Below are 13,490 nucleotides of genomic sequence, written 5' to 3' on the forward strand. Positions count from 1 at the left end.
GGCGCCGGCGCCCTGCGGGCCACGCGGGACCGGCCGTGCGGGCCGATACTGGAACCACGCCCCCATGGGCGTCCCTCCCGAGCCCCGGCGGAGAACCACCCCAGGTGACGCAGCTCGCCCGCTTCTCCCGCACGTGCGACGGTGATAGCGATGGACAACCCGGCCAAGACGTTCAGCGAGTCACCGGAGGACCCGTTCTCGGTGCACGCCGCGGCCTCGGTGGTGCTGGACGACCACGCGTCCGTGGTGGGGTGGAGCACCCGCGCCGAGACGCTGCTCGGCCACCGGGCCCAGGACGTCCTGGGCCGGTCGGCTCCCGAACTCCTGCTCCACCCCGGCGACCAGGAGCTGGTCCTGACCGCCACCGCGGCCTGCGTCCGGGCGGGCGGCTGGTTCGGTGTCGTGCCCGTGCTGCACCGGGACGGACGGCGGGTTGAGGTCGGCTGCCGGATCCGCGCCATCGCGCGGGAGGGCCGGCGCCGCGAGTGGTACGTGGTCGCGGCACCCGCCGCCGAGGTCGTCCGGTGGGAGACGGACCGGTGGGTGCTGGAAGGGTTGTTCCGCCGTTCCCCCATCGGGCTGGCGGTCTACGCCCCCGACCTGACCTTCCTGCGGGTGAACCGGGCGATCACCAAGTTCAGCGGGGTCCCCGCGGAGAAGCACCATGGCCTGCGCACGGGGGACTTCCTCTTCGGGCCGGACGCCGACGCCGTGGACCACCAGTTGCGGCGGGTGCTCGAGACGGGCCGGTCCTCGATCTTCTCCGAGCTGCCCTGCCGGCTGCGCCGCGACCCGCAGCGCGAACTGTACGTGTCCGTCTCGGCGTTCCGGATGCAGGACGACAACGGGCACGTCCTCGGGGTGACCCAGACCGTCGAGGACGTCACAGCACGCTACCAGGCCCGCCGCAGGCTGGCCCTGCTCAGCGAGGCCGGGGCCCGGATCGGCACCACGCTGGACGTCGGCCGCACCGCCCGCGAACTGGCCGAGGTGGCCGTGCCCGGGCTGGCCGACAGCGCCTCCGTCGACCTGCTGGAGGCCGTGCCCCAGGGTGACGAGCCCGCCCAGGACTCGTTCCGTACGGTCTGCCGCGCGGCGGTCCAGTCGGTCTTCCCGGACACCCAGAAGATCATGTACCCGGTGGGACACACCATCCGCATCCCCCCGGGGTCGACGCAGGCGCGGTCACTGAGCGAGGGCCGCCCGGTCTTCGAGTCGGACATGGGCCGGGCCCTCGCCTGGCTCGATGACGACCCCGTGCGGGCCAGGGCCGCCCGCGAGGTCGGCGCGCACTCCCTGATGGTGGTGCCACTGCTGGCCCGCGGGCTCGTGCTCGGGCTGATCAGCCTCTGGCGGACCCGCGGCCGCGAGCCCTTCGAGGCCGACGACCTCACCCTCGCCGAGGAGTTCGCCGCCCGCGCGGCCCTGAGCATCGACAACGCCCGCCGTTACACCCAGCAGCACCAGGCGGCCCTCACCCTCCAGCACAGCCTGCTCCCCGGGGACGTGCCCTGGCACCCCGCCGCCGAGGTGGCCCACCGCTACCTGCCCGCCAACACCGCCACCGGGGTCGGCGGCGACTGGTTCGACGTCATCCCGCTCTCGGGGCTCCGCATCGCCCTGGTGGTGGGCGACGTCGTCGGCCGCGGTCTGCACGCGGCGGCCACCATGGGCCGGCTGCGCACCGCCGTGCACACCCTGGCCCACCTGGACCCCACCCCGGACGAGGTGCTGTCGCACCTCGACGACCTCGTGGACCGGCTCGCCTCGGAACAGCGCGAGAGCGACGAGAACGCCCCACCGGTCGTCGGCGCGACCTGCCTCTACGCCGTCTACGACCCGGTCTCCCGGCGCTGCTCGCTCGCCCGGGCCGGCCATCCGCCCCCCGTGGTCGTCACCCCGGAGGGACGGGCGAGCCTGGTCAACATCCCCCCGGGCCCGCCGCTGGGCCTCGGCGGCCTCCCCTTCGAGACCGCCGAGATCGAACTGGCCGAGGGCAGCATCCTCGCGCTCTACACCGACGGCCTGCTGTGCACCCGCTGCCGCGACCTCGACGACAGCCTCGCGATGCTGTGCGGGGCGCTCACGGCGCCGTCCGGCTCCCTGGAGGAGACCTGCAGCGCCGTCGAGGACACCCTCCTCAAGGCACGCCGCTCCACCGAGGCCGCCGACGACGTGGCCCTCCTCGTCGCCCGGACCCGCGTCCTCGCGCCGGAACAGGTCGCCACCTGGGACCTCCCGCCGGACGCCACCGCCGCCGGACGGGCCCGCACGCTGGTGGAGTCCCAGCTCGCCACGTGGGGACTGCAGGAGGCGGCCTTCGTGACCGAACTGATCGTCAGCGAGCTGGTCACCAACGCGTACCGCTACGCGGGCGGGCCCATCACGCTGCGGCTGATCCGCGACAGCCACCTCATCTGCGAGGTCTCCGACACCAGCAGCACCTCCCCGCACCTGCGCAGGGCGCGGACGACGGACGAGGGCGGGCGCGGGCTGTTCCTGGTCGCGCAGCTCAGTGAACGCTGGGGCGCCCGCTACACGCGCGAGGGCAAGACGATCTGGGCCGAGCAGCCCCTGCAGGCCGCCTTCTGAGCGGGTACGGCACGTCGACACCGCACCTGCCCGGCGTCCCAACCGACGCTGGTCCCGCACGGCGTCCCGGTGGCTGACGGCCCGAAGGCGGTGCACCGGTCTCCGCACGTACGACGACCCGCCCCGCTCGGAGCCGGCTGCGTCCGGCAGCAGACCTCACGCGACCTGCTGCCCCGCTCGGCGGCCGGATCATGGGCCGCACGGCACGTGCCGACCGGCGGCGAACAGCAGCGGACGACCGCCCTCGCCGGGCCACCCCGCGCGGGGCTCAGCGGGGCGGCAGTGCGGTGCCGCAGCGGGAGCAGTACAGGGCGTCGCTCTCGCCGGCCAGGCGGCCGCAGTCCGCGCAGACGCGGTGCAGCAGGCAGGCCGCTTCGCCCGCTTCCGGCGCGGGGGCGGGAGCGGGAGCGGGGCCGGCGATGGTGAGGCCGGGGCGGCGGGCGTGCACCGTGAGGTAGGTCAGTCCCACGGCGCCGGCGTACAGCGCGCGGCAGGTGCCGCGGGGCAGCCAGGCGAGGGCGCCGGGCGCCAGGGTCGTCTGGCGTCCGCCGTCGTCGCCCGAAAGGTGCCCGCCGCCGGCGACGACGTACAGCAGGACGTCCAGGTCGGCCTCGACGTGCGGCCGGACCTCGGTGCCCGCCGGAAGGCGGATGACGTTGGCGTCGAGCTGGCGGCGGTCCGCGCCGAGCCGCCACAGCGCTCCGCGCTGCCCGACGGGCGTACGGCCGATCAGATCCGCCACCTGGGCGAGGACACCCGGCTCGGGCTTGGTCTCCACGTTCGTCCTCCCTGCAGCTGTGGAACAGCGGAACCGTACTCCGCCCAGGGTGCCGCCGCACGGCGGCGATGCGGCGGTGCCCCGACGCGACGGGCGCTCCGGGGAGGCGGACCATGGGGGCATGACGCCGGAGCGGACGCCACCGGGGAGGCCGTGATGCCAGTGGGCCGGATCGGGATGGTCGTGCACGGTGCGCGCGAGGACGCGAGCGAGGCCGCCGCGGCGGTCGACCGCTGGTGCGCGCGGCACGGGGTCCCCGCGGTGGAGATCGACGTGTGGCGCAAGGACCGGCCCCGGCACAGCGGTCAGGAGGAGGCGGCCACGGCCGGCTACCCGGACCTGATCGTGACCCTCGGCGGCGACGGCACCTTCCTGCGCGGCGCGCGGGTGGCCGCCGCGTGCGGGGCGGCCGTGCTCGGCGTGGACCTGGGGCGGGTCGGCTTCCTCACCGAGGTGTGCACCGAGGACGTGGAGCGGGCGCTCGACTGCGTGCACGAGGGCCGGGCGACCGTCGAGGACCGCATGACGCTCACGCTGCGGGCGTCCCGGCCGCTGGAGATCCCCGAGGGCATCGAGTCCCTGCTGCGGTACGGGCGCGGCCCCGCGCTGCCGCCGCCACGGGTGCGGCCCGGCGACCCCGAGGACGTCGGCTGGGGCGTGCCGATGGCCGTCAACGCCGTCAACGACGTGGTCTTCGAGAAGCTCGCCCGGGACCGGCAGGCCAGTCTCGCGGTGTACCTGGCGGGCCGTCTGTTCGCGTCCTACTCCGCGGACGCGGTCGTCGTGGCCACCCCGACGGGTTCCACCGCGTACAGCTTCGCCGCAGGGGGCCCGGTGGTCTCCCCGCACATGGACGCGATCGTGTTCACCCCCGTCGCGCCGCACATGGCCTTCGACCGGACCCTGGTGGCGGCCCCCGACGAGGTCCTGGGGGTCCGCGTGCTGACCCGCTCCGGCCGGGTCGCGGTCAGCATCGACGGCCAGCTGAGGGGCGTCCTCGATCCGGGTGACTGGGTCGGGGTGTACAAGGCCCGGCACCGGCTGCGGTTGATCCGGCTGGGCCCGACCGACTTCTACGGGCGCGTGCGCGACCGCTTCCGGCTCAGTGACGCCCCGGCCGCGGCCGCCGACGGGGAGGTCCCGCCGCTGTACCGGCCGAAGTCCCCCGTCCCGCCCGACCTGCGGAATCTGCGCTTCCCACCCCTTGACGGGCACTGACCGCGCCCTGCCGGGCGATCCCTGCCAGCTCCCGCGCCGGCCCGGTCAGGTCGCGCCCGTGGGCGCGCACCACGCGCAGCGTCCGCGTCAGGTCGAGTCCAGCCACGGGGACGGCGACGACGCTGCCGCTCGCGAGTTCCGCGGTGAGGGCGAGGGAGCTGAGGACGGCCGGGGCGAGGCCGTCGGCGACGGCTGTCTTGATGGCGGTGGTGGAGGGGAGTTCGAGGAGCGGATCGGTGAGCGCGAGCCCCGTCCCCTCGGCCAGGGCGTGCTCGAGGTAGCGGCGGGTGCCGGAGCCGCGTTCACGGCTGACCAGGGGTGTCGCGGCGAGTTCGGCGGCGCCGATGCCGGACCGGCGGCGCGCCCAGCGGTGGGAGGGGGCGACGACAACGGTCAGCTCGTCGTGCGCGACCGGCTGGGCGACCAGCCCGCGCGGGACGTCCGGGCCCTCGACGAAACCGAGGTGCACCTCGCCGGCCAGGACGGCCGCGGCCACGTCCTCGGAGTTGCCCGCGGTCAGCGCGACCGTGGTGCGCGGGGCGCCCGCCCGCAGGATCAGCAGCCACTGCGGCAGGAGGTACTCGGCGACCGTCATGCTCGCCGCCACCCGCAGCCGGCTCTCCGCGGTGCCGCGCAGCGAGGTGACCCCGGCGTCCAGCGAGGCGGCGGCGTCGACGGCGGTGCGCGCCCAGTCCGCGACCAGCGCGCCGTGCTCGGTGAGCCGCGAACCGCGCGGTGACCGTTCCAGCAGCTGCAGACCGAGCCGGCGTTCGAGGTGGCGGAGGCGGGAGCTCGCGGCCGGCTGGCTGACGCCGTGGGCCCGCGCGGCGGCGCCGACGCTGCCGAGGCTCGCGACCGACAGCAGCAGGTCGTACGCCGCCAGGTCGCTCACGCGCTCGGGCAGGGGCATAAGCCCAGTCTATGAGCCCATCCGGAAGTGCTCCCTACCGGTCGTGCCCGGCCGGGGCGACGCTACGGACATGCCTTCGACGCTCGCTCTTCCCTCCCGGCCCGGCGCCCACCCGCGCACCGGGCTGCTGCGGGAGCTGGACCACCCCTCCCAGCTCTTCCGCGACCTCGGCCCCAACTGGTTCGCCTCGGTGATGGGCACCGGCATCGTCGCCACGGCGGCGGCCGGGCTCCCGGCGCACGTACCGGGACTGCGGACGGCCGCCACGGTCGTGTGGGCGCTGGCGGCCGCCTGGCTAGTGGCGCTCTCCGCGGGCTGGGCGGTGCACTGGACCCGGTACCGCGACCGCGCGCGGGCGCACGCCGGCCATCCGGTGATGGCGCACTTCTGGGGTGCCCCGGCGATGGCGCTGCTGACCGTGGGCGCGGGCACGCTGGCGCTGGGCTCGGACTGGATCGGGCCGCACGCGGCCCTGGCGGTGGACGCGGTGCTCTGGTCGGCGGGCACCCTGCTGGGCCTGGTGACCTGGGTGTGGATCCCCTACCGCGCGATGACCGAGCACCGCGTGGCCGACGACTCGGCGTTCGGCGGCTGGCTGATGCCGGTCGTCCCGCCGATGGTGTCCGCCGCCACCGGGGCCGCCCTCGTCCCGCACCTCCCCGCCGGGCAGGCGCGGCTGACGCTGCTGCTGGCGTGCTACGCGATGTTCGGGATGAGCCTGATCGCGAGCCTGGTGATCATCCCGCAGATCTGGGGCCGGCTGGTGCGCCACAAGACGGGCCCGGCGGCCATGGTGCCGACCCTGTGGATCGTGCTCGGCCCGCTGGGGCAGTCCGTCACGGCGGCCAATCTCCTGGGGCACGCGGCGCCCACCGCCCTGCCCCGCCCCTACGCCACCGGGGCCGAGGTCTTCGGCTACCTCTACGGCGTGCCCACCTGGGGGTTCGCCATGATGTGGCTGGCCCTGGCGGCGGCGCTCACCCTGCGCACCGCGCGGCGCGGACTGCCGTTCACCCTGACCTGGTGGAGCTTCACCTTCCCGCTGGGCACGTGCGTGACCGGGACGAGCGCGCTGGCGCTGCGGCTGCACTCGACGGCGTTCCAGGGGGCGGCGCTGGTCCTGTACGCGGGCCTGGTGGCGGCGTGGGCGCTCGTCGCGGTGCGGACCGTCCGCGCCGGGGCGCGCGGCACGCTGTTCCTGCCGCCCGCCCCGGCGGCGCCCCGCGCCTGAACGAAGGGGATCACAGACCCTGCCAGGACGGCTTCGCCGCGTAGGTGGCCCGGAAGTAGTCGGCCAGCTTCAGCTTGGACGCGGCCGCCTCGTCGACGACGACGGTGGCGTGCGGGTGCAGCTGGAGCGCGGAGGCGGGGACGACCGCCGCCAGCGGGCCCTCGACGGCCAGGGCGACCGCCTCGGCCTTCGCCTCGCCCGTGGCCAGCAGCACGAGGTGCCGGGCTTCCAGGATGGTGCCGATGCCCTGGGTGATGACGTGGTGCGGCACGTCCTCGGGGCGGTCGAAGAAGCGCGCGTTGTCCTTGCGGGTCTGCTCGGTCAGCGTCTTGATCCGGGTCCGGGAGGCCAGCGAGGAGCACGGCTCGTTGAAGCCGATGTGGCCGTCGGTACCGATGCCGAGCAGCTGCAGGTCGACCCCGCCGGCCGCCGCCAGCGTGCGCTCGTACGCCGCGCACGCCTCGACGATGTCCTCGGCGGTGCCGTCGGGTCCCATGAACGACTCCTGGGCGAGGCCGAGGGGCTCGACGACCTCGCGCAGCACCACGGAGCGGTAGGACTCCGGGTGCCCGGCGGGCAGTCCGACGTACTCGTCCAGCTGGCAGATCCGGGCGCGCGACACCTCGGCGCGGCCCTCGCCGGCCAGGCCGGCGAGGGCCCGGTAGACCGGCAGCGGGGTCGAACCGGTGGCGACGCCGAGCAGCGCGTCGGGCTTGCGGCGCAGCAGGTCCGCGATGGCACCCGCGATGAGTTCGCCGCCCGCGGTGGCGTCCGGAACGATGACGACTTCCACTTCGGTTCCGCCGATCTGGTGAGGGAGACCTAACTGGTTTAGACCAATTTAGCAGTCAGGCACCCCGGGGATCCACCGCCGGCCCGGGGGTGCCTTCGGGCGAATGCGGCTTGCGCCGCGTTGGCCGGGACCCCGCCGGTGGTAGCAAGCAGGGACAGGCGCGCAGGACGCGGGCGCACGGCGGGCTCGACGGGGAGGTGCGGACGGTGTCCCGAGGACGGCGGATCCGCATCCGCGTGGGGCGCCGGGAGGTGCGCGGGCCCGCCAGGCGGCCCGGCGTCCGGGTGTTCCCCGCGCTGAACACGGCCGCCGCCTACTCCTGGCGGCTGCTCGTCGTCGGGGCGGTCGTCTACGCCGCGTTCGCCACCCTGGGACGGTTCCATGAGATCGCGGTGGCCGTCTTCCTCGGGCTGGTCGGCACCGCGATGCTGCGACCGCTGGCCGATCTGCTCGCCCGCGTGATCCCGCGTTCGCTGGCCGTCGCCATCTCGCTGATCGGCAGCATCCTGGTCGTGTTCGGCATCCTGGCCATGGTCGGCGAGGTGGTCGCCGGCGAGACGGCCGGGCTGCAGCGCGAGTTCGGCGCGGGGCTGGCACGGATCGAGCGCTGGCTGGAGGCCCCGCCGTTCCGGCTCGACCCCGAGGCGCTCGACGACCTCCAGTCGAAGGTCGGGCAGTGGCTGTCCACCCACCGGTCGACCCTGATCAGCACCGCACTGAGCGGCGCCGGGCGCCTGGTGGAGGTGCTGACGGTCTTCGCGCTGGCGCTGTTCTGCTCGGTGTTCTTCCTCCACTCGGGGGACCGGCAGTGGTCCTGGTTCTGCGGGCAGCTGCCGCGGACGGTGCGCGGCCGGGTGTCCGTGGCCGGCCGTGCGGCATGGCGCACGTTCACCGGCTACACGCACGGGATCGTGCTGGTGGCGGCGACCAACGCGATCCTGGTGGGGGTCGCCCTGTTCCTGCTGGGGGTGCCGCTCGCGCTGCCGCTGGCGCTGCTGGAGTTCTTCGCCGCCTTCGTGCCGCTGATCGGCTCGCCCATCGCCCTGGCGGTCGCCGCCGTGGTGGCGCTGGCCGCGAACGGACCCGTCGTGGCGGCGGTCGTCGTCTGCCTGATCGTCGTCATCGGCCAGATCGAGGGCCACGTGCTGCATCCGATCGTGATGAGCTGGGCGGTGCGCCTGCATCCGGTGGTCGTCGCGCTCACCGTCATCGGCGGCGCCATCGCCGCCGGGGTCATCGGAGCGGTGGTGGCGGTCCCGCTCGTCTCGGTCCTCTGGTCGATGTACCAGGCGCTGCGCACCACGGAATAGGACGCGCAAGTTTTTGCGGTGCTTCCGCAACGCCCTGTCGGCTGTACGACACTCCAGCGCAAGCCCATGCCAGGTGAGATGAAAGCCTGGTCGAGGGCATAGACGCCCGGAAACACCTCTGCAACTATCGGCTCGGGCCGCGCAATTACCAAAGCAATCAATGCAATTTTCTCTGCGTGGCAGCCGTACCGCAGTGACATGTCATGGCACCAACAACTCTGACGAGAGGCACAGGGACGACATGCCAAGGAAACGGTTCATCCGACGGCTGCTGGCGGGGGTGATCGCGGCGGGCCTGGTGCTGCTCGGCCAGTCAGCGCTGCCCGCCGCGGCCGCCGGCGGCCCCAACCTCGCCGCGGGGGCGCCGGCCACCGCGAGCAGTTCCCACGCCGAGTACGGGGTCGCCAACATCACCGACGGCAACCAGAACACCTACTGGCAGAGCACGGGCAGCTCCTTCCCGCAGTGGGTCCAGGTCGACCTGGGCAGCAGCACCAGCATCGACCAGGTCGTCGTCAAACTCCCCGCCGCCTGGGAGGCCAGGACCGAGACCTTCGCGGTCCAGGGCAGCCCCGACGGCTCCACCTTCTCCACGCTGTCCGGCTCGGCCGGGCGGAACTTCGGCCCCGGTTCCGGCAACACGGTGACCATCGACTTCGCGGCCACCACCACCCGGTTCGTACGGCTGAACATCACCGCCAACACCGGCTGGCCCGCCGCCCAGGTCTCCGAGCTCGAGGTGCACGGCTCCGCCGTCTCCACCGACAACCTCGCCCAGGGCCGCACCCTGACCGCGAGCACCGGCAACGCGCCCTACGTCGCCGCCAACGCGGGCGACGGCAACCAGACCACCTACTGGGAGAGCGCCAACAACGCGTTCCCGCAGTGGATCCAGGCCGACCTCGGGTCCTCCGTCGCGGTCACCAAGGTGGTGCTGAAGCTGCCGCCCTCGTGGGAGGCACGGACGCAGACGCTGTCCCTGCGCGGCAGCACCAACGGCTCGTCCTTCAGCGACCTGGTGGCGTCCCGCGACTACACCTTCAACCCGGGCGACAACAACACCGTCACGATCAGCCTGAGCAGCACGACCACCCGCTACCTGCGCGTCAACGTCACGGGCAACACCGGCTGGGCCGCCGCGCAGCTGTCGGAGCTGGAGGTCTACGGCCCCGCCACCGGTGACACCACCGCGCCGAACGCGCCCACCGGCCTGGCCTACACCGAGCCCGGCTCCGGTCAGATCCGGCTGACCTGGAACGCCGCCGGTGACAACGTCGGCGTCACCGGCTACGACGTCTACGCCAACGGCGAGCTGCGCACCAGCGTCTCCGGCGGCACGCTCACCTTCACCGACAACCAGCCCGACAGCGCCACCGTCAGCTACTTCGTGCGCGCCAAGGACGCGGCCGGCAACGTCTCCGGCAACAGCAACACCGTCACCCGGACGGGCTCCGGCGGCGACACGCAGGCGCCCAGCCAGCCCGGCAACCTCACCCTCACCCAGCCCGGCTCCGGCCAGATCAAGCTGACCTGGACCGCCTCCGGCGACAACGCCGGCGTCACCGGCTACGAGGTGTACGCCAACGAGGTCCTGCGCACCACGGTGTCGGGCGCCACGCTCACGTACACCGACAGCCAGCCCGACACCGCGACCGTCTCCTACTACGTGAAGGCCAAGGACGCGGCGGGCAACCGCAGCGTCGCCAGCGCCACGGTCACCCGCAACGGCTCGGGCGGCACCGGCTCCAACATGGCCGTGGGCAAGCCGATCACGGCATCGTCCAGCACCCAGAACTTCGTCGCGGCCAACGCCAACGACAACAGCGTCACCACCTACTGGGAGGGCGCCGGCGGCAGCTACCCGAACACGCTGACCGTCTCCCTCGGGGCGAACGCCGACGTCACCTCGCTGGTGCTCAAGCTCAACCCCGACAGCGCCTGGGGCACCCGCACCCAGACCGTCCAGGTGCTCGGCCGGGAGCAGGGCGCGAGCGGCTTCACCAGCCTCAAGGCGGCCGCCGACTACACCTTCAACCCGTCCTCCGGGAACACGGTGACCATCCCGGTCAGCGCCCGGGTCGCCGAGGTACGGCTGCAGTTCACCGCCAACAGCGGCGCGGCCGCGGGCCAGGTGGCGGAGTTCCAGGTGATCGGCACCCCGGCGCCGAACCCGGACCTGACCGTCACCGGCATGTCCGTCTCCCCCGGCGCACCGGTCGAGACCGACTCGGTGAGCCTGTCCGCGACCGTGCGCAACATCGGCGAGCTCGCCTCGGGCGCCACGAACGTCACCTTCTACCTGGGCACCACCAAGGTCGGCACCGCCGCGGTCGGCGCGCTGGCCGCGGGCGCCTCGACCACGGTGACGGCGAACATCGGCGTGCGGGACGCGGGCAGCTACCCGCTGAGCGCCAAGGTCGACGAGTCCGGGGACGTCATCGAGCAGAACGACACCAACAACACCTACGACAGCCCGACCCCGCTGGTCGTCAGGCCGGTCGACAGCTCCGACCTGATCGCCTCGCCCACCGGCTGGTCCCCCGGCAACCCGGCCAAGGGCAACACCGTCACCTTCTCGGTGGCGATCAAGAACCAGGGCACGGTCGCCTCGGCCGGCGGCTCCCACGGCATCACCCTCACGGTCACCGACACCACCTCCGGCTCCGTCGTCAAGACGCTGACCGGCTCCTACAGCGGCGCCATCGCGGCGGGCGCCACCACGAGCCCCGTCTCGCTGGGCACCTGGACCGCCGCCAACGGCAAGTACACCGTCAGGACCGTCATCGCGCCCGACGCGAACGAACTGGCGGTCAAGCAGCAGAACAACACCAGCACCCAGTCGCTCTTCGTCGGTCGCGGCGCCAACATGCCGTACGACATGTACGAGGCGGAGGACGGGGTCCTCGGCGGGAGCGCCGCCGTGGTCGGCCCCAACCGCACCGTCGGCGACCCGGCCGGTGAGGCGTCCGGCCGCAAGGCCGTCACGCTGAACAGCACCGGCAGCTCGGTGGAGTTCACCACCAGGGCCAGCACCAACACCCTGGTCGTCCGCTACTCCATCCCCGACGCCGCGGGCGGCGGCGGGATCAACTCCACCCTGAACGTCTACGTCAACGGCAGCTTCCTCAAGGCCATCGACCTCACCTCCAAGTACGCGTGGCTGTACGGCAGCGAGACCGCCCCCGGCAACAACCCCGGTGACGGCAATCCCCGCCACATCTACGACGAGGCCAACCTGATGCTCGGCACGACCGTGCAGGCCGGGGCGAAGATCAAGCTGCAGAAGGACGCCGCCAACGGCAGCCAGTACGCGATCGACTTCGTCAACACCGAGCAGGTCGCCCCGATCGCCAACCCCGACCCCGCGGCCTACACCGCGCCGACCGGGTTCACCCACCAGGACGTGCAGAACGCCCTGGACAAGGCCCGGATGGACACCACGGGCACCCTGAAGGGCGTCTACCTGCCGCCGGGCGACTACGAGACGGGCAGCAAGTTCCAGGTCTACGGCAAGTCTGTCAAGATCATCGGTGCGGGCCCCTGGTACACCCGCTTCCACACGCCGACGAGCCAGTCCAACACCGACGCGGGCTTCCGCGCCGACTCCACCGCCAACGGCTCGACCTTCTCGGGCTTCTCCTTCTTCGGCAACTACACCTCGCGGATCGACGGTCCCGGCAAGGTCTTCGACTTCGCAGGCGTCGCCAACATCACCATCGACAACGTCTGGAACGAGCACACGGTCTGCCTCTACTGGGGCGCCAACACCGACAACGTCACCATCACGAACTCCCGGATCCGCGACACCTTCGCCGACGGCGTCAACATGACCAACGGCAGCACGGACAACCACCTCGACAACATCGAGGCCCGTGCCACCGGTGACGACAGCTTCGCCCTCTTCTCGGCGATCGACGCCGGCGGGGCGGACGAGAAGAACAACCTCTACGAGAACCTGACGTCCCTGCTGACCTGGCGCGCCGCGGGCATCGCCGTCTACGGCGGCTACGCCAACACCTTCCGCAACATCCTCGTCGCGGACACGCTGGTCTACTCGGGCGTCACGATCAGCTCCCTGGACTTCGGCTACCCGATGAACGGCTTCGGGACCGACCCGACCAACCTCCAGAACATCTCCATCGTCCGCTGCGGCGGGCACTTCTGGGGCAGCCAGACCTTCCCGGGCATCTGGCTCTTCTCCGCCTCGAAGGTCTTCCAGGGCATCCGCATCAGCGACGTGGACATCGTGGACCCGACCTACAGCGGGATCATGTTCCAGACGAACTACGTGGGCGGTCAGCCGCAGAACCCGATCAAGGACACGGTCCTCACCAACGTGTCCATCACCGGCGCCCACCGCAGTGGTGACGCCTACGACGCCAAGTCGGGCTTCGGCCTGTGGGCCAACGAGATGCCGGAGGCGGGACAGGGTCCCGCGGTCGGCTCCGTCACCTTCAACAACCTCACGATGAGCGACAACTACCAGAACATCAAGAACACGACGTCCACGTTCACCATCAACACCAACCCGTAGCGGAGGGACGCGCGAGCGCCGTGGTCCCGGCCGGTTCTCCGGCCGGGACCACGGCGCTCCGTCGTCGCCGCCCTCGCGCAACACGGCGGCGTGCCGCGGCGGGATTCCGCCGCGGCACGCCGTG

General features: G+C 72.8%; 8 protein-coding genes. 5 read left to right on the forward strand and 3 right to left on the reverse strand.

Features of this window, described 5'->3' with window-relative positions:
* Positions 1-150: 150 nt before the first annotated feature.
* A complete protein-coding gene (locus OG937_06740) occupies positions 151-2,592 on the forward strand; it encodes a SpoIIE family protein phosphatase (GenBank protein WUD71410.1) in 2,442 nt (813 codons plus the stop codon).
* Positions 2,593-2,860: 268 nt separating this feature from the next.
* Here OG937_06740 and OG937_06745 read toward each other — a convergent pair whose 3' ends face one another.
* Positions 2,861-3,370, reverse strand: coding sequence for a cupin domain-containing protein (locus tag OG937_06745; protein ID WUD71411.1), 510 nt, complete (start codon positions 3,368-3,370; stop codon positions 2,861-2,863).
* A 156-nt stretch (positions 3,371-3,526) separates the two neighbouring features.
* On the opposite strand from OG937_06745, the gene OG937_06750 reads away from it, so the two are divergent.
* A complete protein-coding gene (locus OG937_06750) occupies positions 3,527-4,588 on the forward strand; it encodes an NAD(+)/NADH kinase (GenBank protein ID WUD71412.1) in 1,062 nt (353 codons plus the stop codon).
* On the opposite strand, the gene OG937_06755 is transcribed toward OG937_06750, so the two are convergent.
* Complete coding sequence (locus tag OG937_06755) at positions 4,473-5,498, reverse strand: LysR family transcriptional regulator (GenBank protein ID WUD71413.1); 1,026 nt, start codon at positions 5,496-5,498, stop codon at positions 4,473-4,475. The two genes, OG937_06750 and OG937_06755, sit on opposite strands and share 116 nt — an antisense overlap.
* Before the next feature lie 70 nt (positions 5,499-5,568).
* Here OG937_06755 and OG937_06760 point away from each other — a divergent pair, with 70 nt between their 5' ends.
* Positions 5,569-6,729, forward strand: a complete 1,161-nt coding sequence (locus OG937_06760) for a TDT family transporter (protein ID WUD71414.1) — start codon at positions 5,569-5,571, stop codon at positions 6,727-6,729.
* A 10-nt stretch (positions 6,730-6,739) separates the two neighbouring features.
* On the opposite strand, the gene OG937_06765 is transcribed toward OG937_06760, so the two are convergent.
* Entirely contained in the window at positions 6,740-7,522 is a 783-nt protein-coding gene (locus tag OG937_06765; GenBank protein ID WUD71415.1) for a glucosamine-6-phosphate deaminase, read from the reverse strand.
* Positions 7,523-7,773: 251 nt separating this feature from the next.
* Here OG937_06765 and OG937_06770 point away from each other — a divergent pair, with 251 nt between their 5' ends.
* On the forward strand, positions 7,774-8,832 hold the full coding sequence (locus OG937_06770; protein ID WUD78650.1) for an AI-2E family transporter: 1,059 nt from the start codon (positions 7,774-7,776) through the stop codon (positions 8,830-8,832).
* Between the two features lie 241 nt (positions 8,833-9,073).
* Complete coding sequence (locus OG937_06775) at positions 9,074-13,366, forward strand: discoidin domain-containing protein (protein WUD71416.1); 4,293 nt, start codon at positions 9,074-9,076, stop codon at positions 13,364-13,366.
* Positions 13,367-13,490: the final 124 nt, after the last annotated feature.

It is taken from the genome of Streptomyces sp. NBC_00510 (assembly GCA_036013505.1).
Lineage (GTDB): Bacteria > Actinomycetota > Actinomycetes > Streptomycetales > Streptomycetaceae > Actinacidiphila.